Consider the following 18,209-nt stretch of genomic DNA (forward strand, 5'->3'; position numbering starts at 1 on the left):
TTTTAGTTCTGGGGTTACTCAGCCTCGTTGGATCGATTTTCATTTATTGTTTGGGGTATTGTTTCGCTTCCAGACGATATTTTCTTTCCACTGGAGGTAAATGTGTCAAATCGAATAATAAGCATCCTTAAGAAAAGGCTTGCCAGGAAAACCTGGGACAACTGGTTCACAACCTTTCAGGTAAAAAAGGTAACTGACGACAAGATCATTTTCAGCGTCGGTAACCTTTTCATAAAAGATTGGCTTCAATCCAAGTATGGAAGCGTTATTTCGAAAGCCATTAAGGAAGCTTATGGAAAAAATCTTGATTATGAGATCGTTTATGAAACGACAGAACCTGAAGCCTTTAACAAAAGCAATGAAAGTTACAAAGGACCGCTGGTTAAGAAGAAACCCCTTTTAATATCTAATCTTAACGCTAACTACACCTTTGAAAATTTCGTGGTTGGTCCTGAAAACAGGGTGCTGTATGAGGTTTCACTGGAGATATCCAGGAACCCGGGGAGATACAATCCCTTTTTCGTCTATGGTATGGTAGGACTCGGAAAGACACACCTCCTGCAGGCTATAGCTCACAAGATCATGGAACTCCATCCCGAAATGAGAGTACTTTACATAACCAGCGAGCAATTCATGAATGATATGATAGATTCCATAAAATACGGTTCTGTAAGAGACTTCAGGGAGCATTACAGAAAAAAAGCCGATGTTTTATTGATCGATGACATCCAGTTTCTTATCGGGAAAAACGGCGTTCAGAAAGAATTATTCCACACCTTCAATGAGCTCTACGACGCAGGAAAGCAAATAGTGATATGTTCTGACAGAAACCCTGAGGAACTCAACGGATTCCATGACCGCCTTGTTTCGCGGTTCCAAATGGGAATGGTAATGGAAATCTGCCCGCCAGAAAAAGACACCCGTTTTAAGATTGCGAAGAAGTTTGCCGAAAGGGAATCCGTGTCTTTGCCGGATGATGTAGCGCAGCTTCTTGCGGATAGTGTGGACGGAAACCTTAGAATTCTGAGGGGCGTCATCATAAAGTTGATTGTTCAGAGCAGCATAAACAAAGAAAGGATCGGGGCTGCTTTGACTAATCAGATACTTGCTGCTTTTAACAAAACAACCGTTTCGATAAAAAGGATGAAAGAAGAAGACCTTATCATGAGTACTATCGAAGCGGTTATGGGAGTAAGCCCCGAAGAGATTAAAGGAACCAGTAGAAAGCAAAACATTGTACTCTCAAGGCAGCTTTTGATGTACATTCTAAAGCGCCATCATGGGAAGAGCATAAAAGAAATCTCTAAAATAACAGGCAAGCGCCATTCAACAGTGATTCATTCCATCAAAAAAATTGAGATGAGTGTCATCAAAGGCAACACAGTGGTAAAGGAAAAGCTGGCCAAAATTTTAAACACGATGGCTACAAGCTCGGCTGCAGGATAGAAACACAGTTCCATCATCGTTCATCCTTTTTCTTTCTCGTCATCAGCTCTTCTATCGCTTTCTTCGGTTCCTTTTCTTCGTAAAGAACAGCATAAACCTGTTCGACTATCGGAAGTTCGATGTTTAGTTTTCTGGAAAGATGGTAGATCGCTCTGCAGGTAGCAACTCCTTCTGCTACCATTTTCATTGAAGAGAGTATTTCATCGATTTTTCTTTTTTTAGCTAGTTCTTCGCCAACTTTTCGGTTTCGGCTGTATACTCCCGTACATGTCACAATAAGATCCCCAACGCCGGCGAGTCCTGCAACGGTTTCAGGTTTTCCGCCCAGGGCTACTCCCAGCCTGGCCATTTCGACCGTTGCTCGCGTTATTAACGCGGCTTTTGAGTTGTTCCAGCCTCCGAGACCGTCAATAATACCGGCCGCTATCGCAATGACATTCTTTATTCCACCGGCGATCTCAACGCCAATCAGATCATCGTTGCTGTAAACCCTGAAATACTTAACATTATACAGATCCCTCACAAAACGGGCAAATTCAATGTCTTTCGCTGCTACAACAACACTCGTCGGTATTTCTCTCGCTACTTCTTCAGCGTAACTCGGCCCGGAAAGAGTTGAAACTGTTTTGGCTCCGAAAGACTCAAAGATCTGAGATGGTCTTCTGTGAGTACTCATCTCGAGACCCTTGGAGAGATTTACGATACTTTTATTTGCAAGATTCCGTTCACCAAAAACAGTTGAGATATACTGTACCGGAACAGCATTAAAGATTACATCGGCGTATTCTAACGCTTCGTTGAGTTTGCCGGTTAATGCCACATTGCTTGGAAGGTGCAGCGATTTCACAAAATAAGAACGTCTTTCCTCTCTCAAAAGTTCAAGCAGATCCGGTTCCCTGACCCATAGCATAACGTCATGTCCGCTATCCGCAAGTACTTTTGCCATAGTGCTTCCCCAGCTTCCAGCACCTATTACACTTATTCTCATAGTGCTCCCCTCCTCTTTTCAAGAATCTTTCCAAGTTCATAAACAGCCTTTTTCACTGCCGGAGTTCGGAAGGGAAGTCCGTGACTGTCCAATTTGACCAACCAGCCCTTGTTTCGTTTGTGGATTTCTACATAGAAATGCTGCTGAAAATCACCATCGATTGCTATCGTTTCTACAAGATAACGATCGTCATCCAGATCTTTTAGCATACTCTTATATACGAAGACACCTATATCTTTCTTAATCGGAGAATTTAGAATTTTCTTTAAATTTTCTGGTTTGAGTTCCTTTATCCATGTATGGGGCATTTCATCACCTCCCGCTATTCGTCTCAACATGGGTGTTTTCAACTTTTCAGCGGTGACCTTGTAGATCTCTCGTCCTTCACGCTTCCACTTTCGTTCATAACGGGTATTTACCTGCGGAGGATTCTTTATCAATTCTATCTTTATGAAACATGAGGTTTGACCGAGATTTTCAGCAAAAACCTCCGCAAATTCCAGGGAATCAGTGTACAGCTGAACCATACCACCTTTTTTAAGAACCGCTGCCACACTGAGAAGAAAATCAACCGTGTTCAGGCGTTTACCAGAATGCCTTTCACGCGGCCAGGGGCACGGGAAATTCATATATAAACCATCGACACTTTCATCAGGAAAGAGTTCCCTGACTCCGAATTTGGCGTCAACCATCATCACTTTCACATTCTCGATGTTTTCCCTTGACAATCGTTTCATTATTTTGACCATTGAAATAACAGAAAGTTCTATACCCAGGAAGTTGTGACCCTGTCTATTCAGCGCGTTTTCTATCAGAAATTCTCCATTTCCAAAACCCACCTCTAGAAATAATGGTGCAGATCTGGTAAAAAGAGCATCAAGATCCATTGGAAGATTCATCAAACGCGGTTCAACATAGAACTTTGTAAAATCCTGACACATATAAAATTACCTCCGAAAAACTCTTTGTTTATCTGCCTATTGCAGAACAAATATATCATAAATCACAAAATCGCGGTTGCTGTTCGCTTAATTAACCACTCCCGGTTCCTTAGACGAAGTTACCCTCCATTCTTCGTGAGAGGAAGCCATAAAAGTCATTTTACACTGCCTTGGAGACCATAAAGTACATTGGTGATATAATAATAGACATAAAAACCGGAGGTGAGAATATGGAGCTTAGCCCCTCCAGAATAAGAATCCTTTTCTCTGAGGAAGATCTCGATAGAATCGTTAAGAAAGTGGCTGAGGATATAAACAACTATTACAAGCCCCTGACTGATGAGATCACGGCTATTTGTGTCTTAAAGGGCTCAGTTCATTTTTACAGTGATCTGTTGAAAAGGCTCGACCTGAAAGTAAGATACAATTTTGTCCATGTTTCAAGCTATTCTGGCATGCATACCACCGGGAAGATCAGAGTGAAAACCTGGGTGGACGAATCTTTAACAAATCGCTATGTGCTGGTTGTAGAAGATATACTAGATACAGGCAATACCTTGCGATACATCATCAACTACATCTGGAAACAGAAACCCAAAGACGTAAAATTGGTATCTTTGTTTGAAAAAACCGTCCATAAACATGGGGTTAATCTCGATTTCGTAGGTGAAAAGATCGGTGATGTTTTCGTTATAGGTTATGGCCTCGATTACAATGAAATTTACCGAAATTTACCATATGTTGGTTATATTCCCGATGAGGAAAACGAAGAAGGGTAATTCAACGATTTTCATCACGGTTATTTTGATTTTTGCTCTTGTGGCCGTGGTATCCGCAGGGATACTTAGAATCGGCAGCGAAATAGTTCGCCTGAGACAGGGATTTGTCGATATAGCGATTAAGAGGATTACACTGGAATCCGCTAAAGAGCTGCTTGATTTTTCAAAGACCTATCAAACACCCCTTAACCTTACACTCAATGAATACGAACTGAAATCATACTTTAAAGATGGGGAATGGTGGGTGGAAATCCAATGGGATGATACTGTAGAAATATTGAGAGAATATCCCTGATAGATTCCATTTCACCCGTAAACCGCATTATTAGTTGAACCACAAATCCTCTTCGAAAGTCAAATCACAACACGCCATGACCCTTAAAAAAATTTGCAGGGAGAATACTCAATGCTGTTAGAAGATTATCTGGATCGTTGCGAGAAACTTTTAGAAAAGTTTTTAAGCGGAAAGGTTGATACAATTGAGTTAATCCAGGAAATCAAGCGGGGAGCAGAACTCCTTGAACCAGAGGAGTTATCTGCAAATGAGGGATTAAAAGACTACATCGGAAAGTTTGTCTCTTATTATCTTCCACTGGCATCACTTCCGAATGAACGGCAACACCTTCGTGTAAAAAATGGTTTCACCATGATCAACAAACTCAGGGGTAAATTTCTTCTAACATCCTTTGATGAAAGCACTTCCGCTATACCCGTGAAGGTTTCTTCGCTGAACTTTGACATAAAATATGCAAAAGGTGTTGGAGAAAGGCGCGCGAAGATTCTGAAAAAGCTTGGTATAGAAACAGTTAAGGACCTGCTCTGGTGGTTACCGAGAGATTATGAAGACCGTCGAAGAATCGTTCCACTGTCTTCCATTGTGGCTGACCGCAAGGTAACTATCAGAGCGAAACTTCAGAACTTTAGCGTTAAAAAGGTAAAGGAATACGTGATTATTTCTGCTGTTGTTTCCGATGGATTTGGACAGATCATTCTGAAGTGGTTCAACCAGGAATACATAACGGACAGACTTATAAAAGAAAGGGAGTACCTCATTACAGGCATCCCCAAAAAAACACCCTTTGGCCCCTACGAAATGAATTCTCCTGAGATAGAGGAGATAACCGGGCGTGTTCCCCGGGAGATTCTCCCGCTTTACAGCCTTTCCGCCGGGATCTCCCAAAAGGTAATGCGGAAAATCGTGCGAAAAAATATCACCAACGTACGCTTGCTGAAAGAGTTTATTCCTGCCGAAGTTATCAAAGAGAGAAATCTGCTGCCAAGACATCATGCCATGTACACCGTGCATTTTCCAAAGAGCCTATATGAGTTGAAAGAATCCAGAAGGCGCCTGGCATATGAAGAGCTGTTTCTTTTTGAGGTTGCTGTTCTTTACAACCGGGAAAAGTTGAAAACCACGAAAGGTGGAATCAGCAAGAGCATATCCGGAAAACTTGCCGAAAGATTCATCGACAGTCTCAACTTTGTCCTTACAGGCGACCAGATGAGGGCCTTTGAAGAGATAAGGGAGGATATGAAAGCTCCCACGCCTATGAATCGATTACTTCAGGGCGACGTTGGTTCAGGAAAAACGGTTGTTGCTGAGCTGGCTATTATTGATAATTTTGAGGCAGGCTACCAGAGTGCGATGATGGTTCCAACTACCGTCCTTGCAACCCAGCAGCATCAAAAATTGGTGAAGGATTTAGAACCGCTTGGTATAAAAGTCGAACTGCTTGTCGGTTCTCAAAAAAAATCGCAGCAGGAAGAAATAAAGAAACGAATAGCAATAGGAGAGGTTGATGTTGTTGTTGGAACACACGCCCTGATCCAGGAGAATGTGAAGTTTAAAGACCTGGGGCTCGTTATAATTGATGAACAACACAGGTTTGGAGTAAAGCAACGTGAAGCTCTCATGAACAAAGGAGCACTTGTCGACACACTCGTTATGACCGCAACTCCAATCCCGCGAACCCTGGCATTGACCGCATATGGCGATCTCGATATCTCCACCATTACTGAAATGCCCCCAGGGAGAGCCCCCATCAGGACGATGCTGATAAGCGAAAAACGCTTACCGGAACTCTATGCCTTCATTCGCGATGAAGTAAATCACGGTCATCAGGCCTTCTTTATCTATCCTTTAATAGAAGAATCCGAGCAAATGGATCTGAAAGCAGCGACAGATGAGGCCGAGAGATTGCAAAAGGAAGTGTTCCCGGATATCGGGGTTGAACTGCTTCATGGCAGGATGAGCGATGAAGAGAAAAACAGGATCATGCACCGCTTCAAAAACAAAGAGGCAATGATTCTCGTGTCGACCTCTGTTGTTGAGGTCGGGATAGACATCCCTACAGCCACCGTTATGGTAATAGAACATCCCGAAAGATTTGGACTGGCGCAGCTCCATCAGTTGAGAGGAAGGGTTGGTCGCAGTTCTTTGAAATCTTACTGTATGCTCGTTCTTAATAGCAACATCTCCGGAGAAGCTCTCGACAGGTTGAGAAAATTTGCGGGTACACAAAACGGATTTAAGCTCGCTGAGATAGATCTGAGCCTCAGAGGCCCCGGGGAGTTTATGGGGACGAGACAACATGGCCTTCCGGACTTTCTGGTGGCTGATATTGTTAAAGACAGTGAACTCCTAATTATGGCGCGTAACGATGCCATGGAATTGCTGAAAAGGGATCCGAATCTTGAAAAACATAATAGAATAATAGAAGAAATAAAGGAACGATTTGGTGAAAATATATCTCTCATCGAGGTAGGCTGATGCTGACAATAACCGGAGGGAACTGGAAAGGAAGAAAGGTTGAAGTAACGCCCAGGCTGATAACAAGATATACTCCCCAATTTGCGAGAAAAGCGCTCTTCGACATCATTGATGTTGAAGGACTGAGGGTTCTGGACCTTTTTTCTGGTAGTGGAATAATTGCATTTGAAGCGCTCAGCAGAAGCGCTACGAACGCTGTTTGCATCGATAGTTCGCGTGTATCCTGTAACACCATCAAAAAAAATGCCCTAAAACTTGGGTGCCAGGAAAAACTCAGAATTCTTTGCGCCGACTTCAGAAGAGCAATACCAAAACTCGAAAAAAGCGGAGAACGCTTCGACTTCATTTTTGCTGATCCCCCATTTGGCGAGAATTATATTCCCGAACTTTTGGAGGTTCTCGAAAGAAACGCAGGTATCTTCTCAGAGAATGCCTGCCTTGTCATCGAAAGTTCTAAGAAAGAACGTGAGCTTGTGAAAAAATATTCCGGCGATGCTTCTTGCCTTTACGATACAAGAGAATACGGAAACGTTTTTCTCAGCTTTTTGAAGGTGGTAAAATGAAGTTTTTCGCGGATCGGATGCTTGGAAAGCTGGCAAAGAAACTGCGTTTACTGGGTTTTGATACCCTTTATTTCAACAATATTGAAGAAAAAAGCATTCTGGAACTCCTTCATGAAGAAGAACGTATTCTTCTTACCAGGGATAGAAGTTTACATTCCAGGGCGTTAAAAGCAGGAATCGACAGCTATCTTTTGAAATCGAATCACTGGAATTCACAGTTGCGGTCAGTAATTCAAAGATTCAGATTGACAGAAGACAATTTCCATCTCTTTTATCGGTGTTCGGAGTGTAATGCTGAGCTCGAAGAAGCGGATGCCGCTTCTGTTTCCGGATTGGTCCCGGATTTTGTGCTCTACACTAACGACAAATTCATGCGCTGTCCCGGTTGTGGAAGGATATACTGGAAAGGTACACATCTAGAAAAGATCATAAAAAGCCTTCAGAGCGTTATAAACCTAACTCGAAAGGATTGACGGAGATATGTCCTCACGGTTGAGGGAGTATCTTGCAAAATTGCAAAATCTAATCCGCAAACTTGATGAAGTCTGTTCCAGCGATTTCAGCGTCTTCGTTTTCGAAAAATACAAGAAAAGATTGAAGGAGTTCAATCCCGGTCGAGATTATTATGTTATGGATTTTCCTGAGGTTCAGGAACTTTTGAATACAAAGAAAGCCATCTCCAAACAGGTTAAACTGCGGAAAGGCGATCGGTTTGAATCTAAAGAAGGGATATTTGTTCCTCTAATAAAGGACGAATTGATAGGTGCTGTAGCTGTATGGGATACAAACTTTCAGCTGACCGATGCCTTTTTAGAAGCCGTTTCGAAGATAACAGATATGATATTTCTTTTGTCTGCTGTTAGTTCCGGAGCCGAAGCCACAAGGAGATTGGAACTGGTAAAAGAGCTAACGGATGTTTTTGAGTCCACTTACAACGAATCGGAATTACTCCACAAAACTATTGGTATCACGAGAAAAATGGTCAAAGCGAGATATGGCTTCTATTGCAGAAAATTCGGAGAAGTCTTTGCTATAGATTCAGCTTCCTGCGATGTTTGCGAGAAGGAGTTTGAGAACTGGTCTTTTAAATTCTCCGAAGATCTGCTTTTGAAACTCGGTGAAGGAAAGGTTTTTATATCACCTAAAACCGCCGGTGAGTATTTGAGTATTTTCCCTGAGGATTTTGAGGTACGTTCCTTCATTCTCGTACCGCTGGATGTCGAAGATAAGATCGAAGGCCTTATTATCATCACCGACAGGGAAAGTGAAGAAGCGGAATTTAGACCTCACCGCTACCTTGACGAAGAGGACCTGGAAATGGTGCAGGATATTTCTAACAGACTGACCGTCGCGATCAGTCGGATTAGATTGATGGAAACCCTTGAAAAAGAGGTTGAAGAGCTCAACAAACTGAAAAAGATAAACGAGGATCTGATAGACCTTCAGAGGAACCAGCTTCTAAAAATGAGCGCTGTACACAAAATCGCACAATCGATACGGAGACCCCTGAAAAAAGACAGGATAATAAAGATAGTTCTGCTCGGGATAACCAGTTCAGCTGGACTTAATTTCGATAGAGCGATCTTTCTTGAAAAGGATCAAACCAGTCCTTTCATAATTCCCCGATATACAATAACCCGTGAGATTGAATATGAACTTTCCAGAGATATTCCTTTGAGCGGCATTTATGGAAATTTTTCTCAGTATTTGCTCGAAGCATCTAACTACGAACTCCCTTATTTTTCTAACTTTTCAGATACAAGACGTATATCCTATAGCGGGAATCTACTTTTAGAAAGGGTCGTCCTGAGGCGCAAGGCATTGCATATTACTCCTGAAATGTGGAAACATCGCTACGAAGAACTCTTTCAGTTAAGAACCATCATAGACAGCGACGACTTTGTTTTGATTCCCATCGCTGGTGAACAAAGTGTCCAGGGAATGCTTGTCGTGGATAACAGTTTGAGTGGCAGGCCTATACTATCTTCGGATCTCGAGATTCTTGGTCTTTTGGCGGATAGCTGTGGACTTGCACTGGAGCTGAGTAATAACTATGAACGCCTGCTTGAAATGACACGTTCCCTTGAAAGAGAAAGAAATCTTTCAGATTACTACCGGAATTTTGTCTCTAATATCCTGCAGTCCCTTGAATCTTCTATCATCGTTTGCGATAGAGACGGAAAGATAACGGAAATGAATCGAAGAGCTGAAGAGCTCTTTGGCCTGTCGAGGGAAAAATGCCTTGGCGTTCCCTTGAAAACCGTGTGTGATCAATTGTCTGAGCTTCATTCTCTTATCGCTGAGGTTCTTAAGGTTGGGGAAACCGTTACCCTCTCCGATCATAGGTTGGAAGATTTCAACGACAGGATTTTTGATATTCGAATAACTCCGCTGGTCAACAAAAGAAGTGAAGAGATAATCGGAATCATCCTTTCCCTTGACGATGTTACCGAAAGATTCAATCTCGAGAAAGAATTACGTTTCAGAGAAAAAATGGCGGCGCTGGGAGAGATGTCCGCGAAAGTCGCTCATGAGATAAGAAATCCAATAACGATTATAAGTGGTTTCACCAGAAGGATCGCTCGTACACGCGATAGAGAAAAGATCCAGCAGTACGTCGAAATTCTCAATCGAGAACTCGAAAGATTGGAAACCATCGTAAACGATGTCCTGGATTACTCGAGGAGAGCTAAGAAGAAAGAGAACATCGAATCTGTAAATGCTCTTGAGCTATGTCAGGAGATAGCGAACGGTTTCAAAGATTTAGCGAAAAAGAAAGGAATTTCCCTGATAGTCGAAGGAGATGAAGAAACCGTATTTGTTGGGAACAAAAATAGAATGAAACAGGTTATAATAAACCTAGTACAGAACGCCATTGAGGCGTCAGAAGATAATGGTATTGTAAAAATAGAAGTCGAATTCGCTCAGGAAAATGTGAGAATCTCTGTGTGGAATAAGGGCAAAGAAATTCCTCCGGAGATATTGAGAAGGGTTTTTGAACCTTTCTTCACAACGAAGACCTTTGGAACAGGTCTTGGATTGTCTATATGTAAACGAATAGTCGAAGAACATGGTGGAAACATAACAGCTCAGAGTGATTCTAACGGTACTATCTTCGTGGTATCATTGCCCTCAAGGAGGTATGCGAATGGAGACGAAAAAAATAATGATCGTAGATGATGAAGAGAACATGCGTTTTTTGTTGACTGAAGAGCTTGGTGAAGAAGGATTTCACGTCATAACCGCTGCTTCCGCAGAAGAAGCCCTGGACCTTTTCGAGAAACATCCGGATATTTCCCTCGTTACCATAGACATCGAGATGCCAGGAATCAGCGGCCTTGAATTAGCAGGCATGCTTAGAAATAAAAAACCTGACCTTAAAATTGTGTTGCTCACCGCCTACACACATTACAAACAGGATATGGCCTCATGGGCTGCAGACGCCTATGTGGTAAAATCCACGGATTTGCGTGAATTCAAAGAAACGATAAAAAAATTGCTTGATTGATACGGAGGTGCATCATGGATTATAAGGACACTCTGAATCTTCCCAAAACATCTTTTTCTATGCGTGCCAATCTTGTCAGGAAGGAACCTGAACAACTGAAAAAATGGGAAGAAATGGATCTTTACAAGTACGTTCAAAAAAACAGAGAAGGTGCGCCACTTTTTGTTCTTCACGATGGACCGCCCTATGCTAATGGAAACATTCATGTCGGAACCGCTTTAAATAAGATCTTAAAGGATTTCATCATAAAGTACAAAACCATGCAAGGGTACAATGCCCCTTACATTCCTGGCTGGGATACCCACGGCCTTCCCATTGAGCACCGCGTCGCTTCCGAACTCGGGGAAAAAGCAAAAGAATTGAGCAAGAGCACCATCAGAAAAAAGTGCAGGAAATACGCGGAAAAATATGTCAAGATACAGCGTGAACAGTTCAAACGCCTTGGTGTGCGGGGAGATTGGGAAAATCCTTACTTAACATTTGATCCAAAATACGAGGCGAGTGTATTGAAGGTTCTCTCAAAACTTGTGAAGAGCGGCAACGTTTACCGCACATTGAAGCCCATTTACTGGTGTACAAGCTGTGAGACCGCTCTTGCAGAAGCGGAGGTCGAGTATCACGATCATAAATCTTACTCGATTTACGTAAAGTTCCAGGATAAGAACAAACCCAATAGATTCTTTGTGATCTGGACCACGACGCCGTGGACCCTTCCCGCTAATGTGGCCATCGCATTGAATCCCAATTTCGATTACTGCGAAGTAAAAGTAAAGGATGAAATCTGGATTCTTGCTGAAGGGCTTTTAGAACAAGCTATGAAAGCAATGGGTATCGAAAGCTACGAGATTATCTCAACAAAGAAAGGTTCGGAGTTTGAAGGTGAAGTAGCTCAGCATCCTTTCATGAATAGGGATTCAGTAATTGTAATGGCTGACTATGTTGCGCTCGACGCTGGAACAGGTTGTGTACACACTGCCCCAGGACATGGTGAAGAAGATTATGGCACCGGTTTGAGATACAGACTTCCCGTTATCTCACCTGTGAATGATCAGGGGATTTTCACCAAAGAGGCTGGAAAATATGCTGGACTCTTTGTATTTGACGCAAATCCTATCATCGTAGAAGATCTGAGAAAATCCGGCCACCTTGTCGGTGAAGGAAAGATTGAACATTCTTACCCGCACTGCTGGAGATGTAAAAATCCGGTCATCTTCAGGGCAACCGAACAGTGGTTCATAGACGTTGATAAAAATGACTTAAGGCAGAAAGCGCTCTCAGAGATCGAAAAGACTGAATGGCATCCCTCTTGGGGGCAAAACAGAATAACCGCTATGGTTCAGGACAGGCCGGATTGGTGTATATCCAGACAGAGATCCTGGGGGATCCCCATTCCTGCTTTCCGTTGTCAAGATTGTGGTGAATCGATTCTTGATGGCAAAGTTATCGATCATTTTGCCGGTATTGTAGAGGAAAAAGGAACGGATGTTTGGTTTGAGTGGAGTGAAAGCGATCTCTTACCGGAAGGATACACATGTCCAAAATGTGGTTCCAAAAACCTCAAAAAGCAGGAAGATATACTCGATGTCTGGGTTGATTCCGGCTCTTCATTTGAAGCAGTTGTCAAGGTCATGGACGAGCTTCGCTTCCCGGCAGACGTTTATATAGAAGGTAGTGACCAGCACAGGGGCTGGTTCCAGTCTTCATTGTTACTGTCAGTCGGCACCGAAGGAGTCGCGCCTTTCAAAAGCGTTATAACTCATGGATTCATAAACGACGAACAGGGCCGAAAAATGTCTAAATCTCTGGGTAATGCTGTTGATCCGCAGGAAATAAACAACAAGTATGGTGCTGAAATACTCAGACTGTGGGTTGCTAGCTCCAATTACCAGGAAGACATAAGAATCTCTATGAACATAATCCAGCAACAGATCGAAAACTATAAAAAGATCAGGAACACCCTGAGATACTTGCTGGGTAACCTGAGTGATTATTCTCCTCAAGATAGCGTACCCTACGAAGAGCTTCTCGAACTCGATAAATGGGCGATAATGAAGCTGCACAAACTCATCAGGGATGTAACCAGGTACTACGATCGATACGAGTTCTACAAAGTATTTCAGAGTATATTGAAGTTCATAATAACGGATATGAGTGCATTCTACCTGGACATAATAAAGGATAGGCTGTACGTCGAGGGGAAAACCTCACCTGAAAGGCGTTCCGCACAAACAGTCCTTTTTGAGATTCTGGTTGCCCTTAACAAGATGCTGGCTCCGATCTTAACCTTCACCTCTGAAGAGGTCTATGCTCATTTGCCTGAGGCGGCGCGAAACTATAAAACCATTCAGGTGGAGAACTGGCCAGAATATAAAGAGGAGTATATCGATAGCAGTCTCGAAGAACGATGGGAAAAGCTCATAAATCTGCGTGAAGATGTGTTGAAAGCTCTTGAAATTGCAAGGGCTGAGAAGCTAATCGGAAATTCCCTGGACGCCAAAGTAACACTTCAAATCCGGTCCAAAGATATTGATGAGATAGTTAGACAATACAGCAGAGAATTTATAGCCGACCTATTCATAGTATCTCAGGTAGAATTTGCTGAGTCTGTGGAAGGATTCAATGGCGAATATGCTGTAGTAAAGGTTGACAGAGCTGAAGGAGAGAAGTGTCAGCGTTGCTGGAAATATTCTATTGAAACCGGTGCTGACCCGGAACTTCCGGATATGTGTCCGCGTTGTGTCGCTGTTTTAAGAAAGTACGGTTCTGATTACGAACTTTGAGGCTTATAACGTTATAGTACCTGGAAGAATCGCCCATCCATAAAAATTGAAAACACGCTCAGAACCGATAGTTAAAAAGGAGCCAAATTTTAAAGAAATAGATATTTGCTGGGGGTGAACCCTTATGTTAAAAAAGGGAAGTCTTTTTTTATTGGTCGCGTTATTGGTGAGTTTTAACCTGGTTTTTGGGGGATATCTTATTCGCGAGGGTGATATTTTAAGTATCACCGTTTACGGCCACGAAGAACTCTCCAGTGAGGTTGTTGTTGGACCGGATGGATTCATTTCTGTTCCTCCTATCGGGAGTGTTCGGGTTTCCGGTAAAATCCTCGAGGAAGTTGAAAAAGTGTTGAGCAGTAGATTCAGAGATATCCTGATTACTAAACCACAGGTTACCATTTCCATAGTGAAATATGCCCCCTACGACTACAATGTTCTGGGTGAGGTAAATCGTCCCGGAAGAGTTTCACTATCCCAAAGTTCCGTCACCATTTCAGAGCTGCTAGCCAGTGTTGGAGGCCCTAAAGAAACCGCTGATCTTTCAAAGAGTTTTGTTATCAAAAAAAACGGCGAGAAGATTTCTATTGATCTATCTGAACTACTTTCAGAAGGAAAAAACGCTGATTTTGTTCTATATCCTGGAGACTCCTTATTTATCCCAAGCGGTATATCCAGCTGGATAAAAGCGGTAGGAGAGTTCAAAAACCCCGGAGTGATCAAGTACTATGACGGTATAACGCTCACGGAAGTGATAGCACAGGTCGGTGGGGTAACAGATAAAGCTGACATAGAAAACATCTCAGTGTTGAACAGAATAGGTAATTCTGTGCAGAGAAAAGAATACAACCTCACAAAGATCTTTTCCGGAAAATCAGCCGATCCCATATTGAAACCTGGAGCCACAGTTATAATTGAAGATTCCTCAGGAAAAGCAGTGAGGGTTCTCGGTGAGGTTAGGATACCGGGAACGGTCCCTTATAAAAAGGGAATCACACTTTTAGAGGTGATCGGTGAAACAGGAGGAATCACCCAACTCGCCGGAGATAAGGTTTTGATAATAGGAAAAGATACGAAACGCCAATTCTCGGTCGAATTGGATAAACTGCTTTCCGGCTCTTCGGAAGACATAGAACTGGAACCAGGAGATACGGTTGTTATCTCACGGTCCGACGAAAAATACACCTATATAGTTTCGCCGGAGATGAGCGAACGTGTAGATTTTTCTATCTATGAAAACCTGACCCTGAGAAACGTTCTCGTTAAAGCGGGTATCTATTATCCCGATAGAGATATCACGATCTCCATTCTACAACCACGCGACGAAAAGGGTTTGAAGGTATCCATGAAAGATCTTCAGAATAAAGATTATCCATTAAAGCCCGGAACTCTCGTGGTTCTCCCCCTCATTCGCAACACCGTCTACGTTTTAGGAGAGGTAAAACATCCAGGCCCGGTAGTTATAGAAAGCTACGAAAAGGCTACTTTGAATACCGTGATAAGCAAAGCCGGAGGGCTAACCGAAAATGCTTCTGAAATCCAGTTAATAAAGGACAATAAGAAAACAATTTTTGACCTGAACGAATCTCTTGAATCACAGACAGAGATCGAATCCGGAAGCATAGTTTATGTAGAAAAGCTTCCAGAACGCTTCGTGTACCTAATTTCCCCTTCTGTTGGTGGAAAGGTTGATTTCAGCAGAGAAGAAAAGATGAGTTTACGCAGCTTACTGTCAAAATACAACCTGTTGGACTTCGAGTCTGAAGAAAAACTCATTTTACTGACTGGAGACGGTGAAAAAACTGAGGTTAAGCTAACGGACCTGCGCAACAAAGACGTTCCGCTTTCTTCCGGAACGGTTATCATTTACCCGGATACAAGGGTAAAGATTTATATCCTTGGAGAGGTCCGCAGTCCCGGTGTTTTTGCCATCAATCCCGGGGATACCCACACCCTTTCCGCTGCTATCTCCATGGCAGGCGGTGTTTTGGACACCGGTGATCCCAGGAATATTCGTGTTACCTATCCCAATGGAGAATCCAGAATTTATAACCTTAAAGAGATACTCAATGGTTCAGAAGCTGATCCACAGTTAAAGTCAGGGGCCACTGTTTACATTTCAAGATACGTGCCAGTCACAGTTAATGTTCTTGGAGAGGTAAACAGGCCCGGGGTCGTTGAATTTGATCCCTGGGAAACCCCAACGCTCCTTCTGGCGATTTCAAAAGCCGGAGGGCTCAAAGAAACCGCAGCTCAGGAAATAAAAATAGCCCACGATGACCAGACGTACATCTGGCTTTCACTGATTGAGAATCAGGATGTCCCCCTCGAGAGCGGAGTAACAATTTACGTTCCTGAAGATCGCGGTAGATACGTTTACATTTCAGGAAAGGTTATGAAGCCCGGAAGGGTGGATTTCGATAAGTTTGAACCCTTCACACTATCCAGAGCGATAGCCAAATCCGGTGGGCTTCTGGAAAGCGCGGATAATTTTGTGAAAATAATCGAACCGGATGGAAAGATCAAAAAGTTCGACATAGAGGAAACTGAAAAAGGAAAGGATCTCAAGCTTGTAGCAGGCAGCATAATTGTCGTTCCTGAGAAAATTAAAAGAATAACCATTATAGGAGCGGTTAGAGATCCTGGAACATACGTTTTCACAAGAAATGAACGCACCACACCCGCAGACATTATCGCCAGAGCTGGTGGAATTCCGGATCTCAGCAAAGTCCGGGAAATACGCATTCTATCAAAAGATGGCAAACCTGTAAGTTACAATGAATTCGTAGAATCCGCAAAGGAATTGGAAGATGGTTCCATTGTCTACGTAAAACCTGTCGATGTTCTTCGATTTTCGGTTATAGGCGCAGTGAAAAGTCCGGGAAGTTTTGACTACAGCAGCAACGAACCTCCAACACTCTTGACCCTTATATCACGGGCTGGAGGAGCACTAGATGAAGCCGACGAAATTCACATTATCTACAGAAGCGGCAAAATAGAATCTTTCGACGTTTCTAAACTTATTACTCAGGGCTCATTTACACTGGAAGAATCAGCAGACATCGTTATCACAAAACTTGCTGAACGCTATATCGGGATCATCGGAGATGTACAAAAGCCAGGGCTCATAGATATTTCACTGATCGGTGGCGAAATCACCCTGGGAAAGGTTCTGGCATACGCTGGAGGAGTAAACAACCCTTCAAGCGCTGAAATATGGTTAATCACCGATGGAGAATCAGAAAAAATCCTTTTGACTCCGGAGAAACTTTCAGAGGTTTCGGGTAGAGTTCTCGAAGCAGGTACAATAATCTATGTGCCTTTAAGCTATCTCCGTGTCTATGTTTTCGGTGAGGTTGAAAGACCCGGGGTTATTGAATACACACCGGATATGAACGTACTGGAAGCGATTCTCAGCGCTGGTGGGCCAAAAAATACAGCCGAGCTTTCAAGGGTGTTGCTGTTTAAAAACGGCATCTCCGAGAACCCGGAGGTTCAGTACGTAGATCTTGACAAATATGCTGTGGATAGTAAAAAGAGCAATGAAGTACCGAAAATACCGGAGGTTCCAAAGGTCGAGCCCGGTGACGTGATATACGTTCCGAGTTCGTACATGGTTGACATAAAAGAGGTAATGGGAGTGATTTCTTCTCTGCTTACGATCATATATACTGGAAAGTTGATCGCAGCACCATAGAAATAATTGTAATTAAACGAAATGATAGGAGTGTCCTATTTGGTCAACGTGGAGATGCACTGCCACCTTTTGCCCGGTGTGGATGATGGGGCGCGTGATGTAGAAGAAGCTCTCGAGCTAATAAATGAAATGAAAGATCTCGGTGTTGAAAGAATTTACCTGACACCGCACCTTTACTCGCCAAAGGTACCAACGGATATCTCAAAAATAAAAAAAGCCTTTTCGCAATTCAAAGAAATAGTATCAAATGAGGTCGAAATTCTCCCGGGTTCAGAAATCTATCTGGTTCCCGGGGTGAGCAACAGGGAGTTAATTCCGCTTGGGGACACAAATTTCTTACTCATTGAACTCCCCACGGACATTCCACCACTTTACCTATGGGAGGAGATAGACAGACTCCAACGAAAAGGTTATGTATTGATTCTGGCACATGTGGAAAGGTACGGATACTTTTACAAGTGTTCTGGTTTGCTATCACAGTTGTTTCGGTGCAAGCAGCCGAAAAAGGAATTCTTTGACAGACTTCGCCAGCAAGGGGTCCTTTTTCAGGTTAACTGGGATATTCTTTCACCAAAAACCGGAAAAACTCCGAAACACATCAGGAATCTGTTAGAGATAACCTTTGTAGATTTCACAGGAAGCGATAAGCATAGAAGAAATGATTCCCGGCAGCTCATAGATTTTTCCACTCAGCTATATAAAGATCTAAGAAATGGAGAATTATTATAAAAAATAATCAT

Annotated in this window: 13 protein-coding genes; 11 read left to right on the forward strand and 2 right to left on the reverse strand. The window is 42.8% G+C overall.

The window, feature by feature from the left end; all coding sequences use genetic code 11:
• Positions 1-102 precede the first annotated feature (102 nt).
• Entirely contained in the window at positions 103-1,446 is a 1,344-nt protein-coding gene (gene dnaA / locus KOLE_RS00010) for a chromosomal replication initiator protein DnaA (RefSeq protein WP_012744518.1), read from the forward strand.
• A 13-nt stretch (positions 1,447-1,459) separates the two neighbouring features.
• On the opposite strand, the gene KOLE_RS00015 is transcribed toward dnaA, so the two are convergent.
• Together KOLE_RS00015 and trmB are read right to left on the reverse strand one after the other, a co-directional pair.
• A complete protein-coding gene (locus tag KOLE_RS00015; protein WP_012744519.1) occupies positions 1,460-2,434 on the reverse strand; it encodes an NAD(P)H-dependent glycerol-3-phosphate dehydrogenase in 975 nt (324 codons plus the stop codon).
• A complete protein-coding gene (trmB, locus tag KOLE_RS00020) occupies positions 2,431-3,375 on the reverse strand; it encodes a tRNA (guanosine(46)-N7)-methyltransferase TrmB (RefSeq protein ID WP_012744520.1) in 945 nt (314 codons plus the stop codon). Before trmB ends, KOLE_RS00015 begins: the two co-directional genes overlap by 4 nt.
• 230 nt (positions 3,376-3,605) lie before the next feature.
• Between trmB and hpt the strand changes: the two genes are divergently transcribed.
• From hpt to KOLE_RS00070, 10 genes are all read left to right on the forward strand, one after another.
• Complete coding sequence (gene hpt / locus KOLE_RS00025) at positions 3,606-4,154, forward strand: hypoxanthine phosphoribosyltransferase (RefSeq protein WP_012744521.1); 549 nt, start codon at positions 3,606-3,608, stop codon at positions 4,152-4,154.
• Complete coding sequence (locus KOLE_RS00030; RefSeq protein WP_012744522.1) at positions 4,132-4,449, forward strand: hypothetical protein; 318 nt, start codon at positions 4,132-4,134, stop codon at positions 4,447-4,449. Before hpt ends, KOLE_RS00030 begins: the two co-directional genes overlap by 23 nt.
• Before the next feature lie 111 nt (positions 4,450-4,560).
• A complete protein-coding gene (gene recG / locus KOLE_RS00035) occupies positions 4,561-6,924 on the forward strand; it encodes an ATP-dependent DNA helicase RecG (protein WP_012744523.1) in 2,364 nt (787 codons plus the stop codon).
• The gene (gene rsmD / locus KOLE_RS00040; protein WP_012744524.1) at positions 6,924-7,487 is read left to right on the forward strand and encodes a 16S rRNA (guanine(966)-N(2))-methyltransferase RsmD; all 564 of its coding nucleotides are present in this window, start codon (positions 6,924-6,926) and stop codon (positions 7,485-7,487) included. Before recG ends, rsmD begins: the two co-directional genes overlap by 1 nt.
• Positions 7,484-7,960 (forward strand): Mut7-C RNAse domain-containing protein, encoded by a 477-nt coding sequence (locus KOLE_RS00045; RefSeq protein ID WP_012744525.1) that lies wholly within the window; start codon positions 7,484-7,486, stop codon positions 7,958-7,960. The genes rsmD and KOLE_RS00045 overlap by 4 nt, the downstream gene beginning before the upstream one ends.
• 7 nt (positions 7,961-7,967) lie before the next feature.
• On the forward strand, positions 7,968-10,667 hold the full coding sequence (locus KOLE_RS00050) for an ATP-binding protein (RefSeq protein WP_012744526.1): 2,700 nt from the start codon (positions 7,968-7,970) through the stop codon (positions 10,665-10,667).
• Positions 10,636-10,995 carry a response regulator gene (locus tag KOLE_RS00055; RefSeq protein WP_012744527.1) on the forward strand — a complete coding sequence of 120 codons (360 nt, stop codon included), beginning with the start codon at positions 10,636-10,638 and terminating at the stop codon, positions 10,993-10,995. Before KOLE_RS00050 ends, KOLE_RS00055 begins: the two co-directional genes overlap by 32 nt.
• Before the next feature lie 14 nt (positions 10,996-11,009).
• On the forward strand, positions 11,010-13,775 hold the full coding sequence (ileS, locus tag KOLE_RS00060) for an isoleucine--tRNA ligase (RefSeq protein ID WP_012744528.1): 2,766 nt from the start codon (positions 11,010-11,012) through the stop codon (positions 13,773-13,775).
• A 124-nt stretch (positions 13,776-13,899) separates the two neighbouring features.
• The gene (locus KOLE_RS00065; RefSeq protein ID WP_012744529.1) at positions 13,900-17,469 is read left to right on the forward strand and encodes an SLBB domain-containing protein; all 3,570 of its coding nucleotides are present in this window, start codon (positions 13,900-13,902) and stop codon (positions 17,467-17,469) included.
• Between the two features lie 48 nt (positions 17,470-17,517).
• Positions 17,518-18,198 carry a tyrosine-protein phosphatase gene (locus KOLE_RS00070; protein ID WP_235599632.1) on the forward strand — a complete coding sequence of 227 codons (681 nt, stop codon included), beginning with the start codon at positions 17,518-17,520 and terminating at the stop codon, positions 18,196-18,198.
• Positions 18,199-18,209: the final 11 nt, after the last annotated feature.

This window comes from Kosmotoga olearia TBF 19.5.1, assembly GCF_000023325.1.
GTDB lineage: Bacteria > Thermotogota > Thermotogae > Petrotogales > Kosmotogaceae > Kosmotoga > Kosmotoga olearia.

Coding starts and splice junctions, on each gene's coding strand:
- KOLE_RS00015 (WP_012744519.1), bottom strand. CDS start 2,434: ATGAGAATAAGTGTAATAGGTGCTGGAAGCTGGGGAAGCACTATGGCA.
- trmB (WP_012744520.1), bottom strand. CDS start 3,375: ATGTGTCAGGATTTTACAAAGTTCTATGTTGAACCGCGTTTGATGAAT.
- hpt (WP_012744521.1), top strand. CDS start 3,606: ATGGAGCTTAGCCCCTCCAGAATAAGAATCCTTTTCTCTGAGGAAGAT.
- KOLE_RS00030 (WP_012744522.1), top strand. CDS start 4,132: ATGAGGAAAACGAAGAAGGGTAATTCAACGATTTTCATCACGGTTATT.
- recG (WP_012744523.1), top strand. CDS start 4,561: ATGCTGTTAGAAGATTATCTGGATCGTTGCGAGAAACTTTTAGAAAAG.
- rsmD (WP_012744524.1), top strand. CDS start 6,924: ATGCTGACAATAACCGGAGGGAACTGGAAAGGAAGAAAGGTTGAAGTA.
- KOLE_RS00045 (WP_012744525.1), top strand. CDS start 7,484: ATGAAGTTTTTCGCGGATCGGATGCTTGGAAAGCTGGCAAAGAAACTG.
- KOLE_RS00050 (WP_012744526.1), top strand. CDS start 7,968: ATGTCCTCACGGTTGAGGGAGTATCTTGCAAAATTGCAAAATCTAATC.
- KOLE_RS00055 (WP_012744527.1), top strand. CDS start 10,636: ATGGAGACGAAAAAAATAATGATCGTAGATGATGAAGAGAACATGCGT.
- ileS (WP_012744528.1), top strand. CDS start 11,010: ATGGATTATAAGGACACTCTGAATCTTCCCAAAACATCTTTTTCTATG.
- KOLE_RS00065 (WP_012744529.1), top strand. CDS start 13,900: ATGTTAAAAAAGGGAAGTCTTTTTTTATTGGTCGCGTTATTGGTGAGT.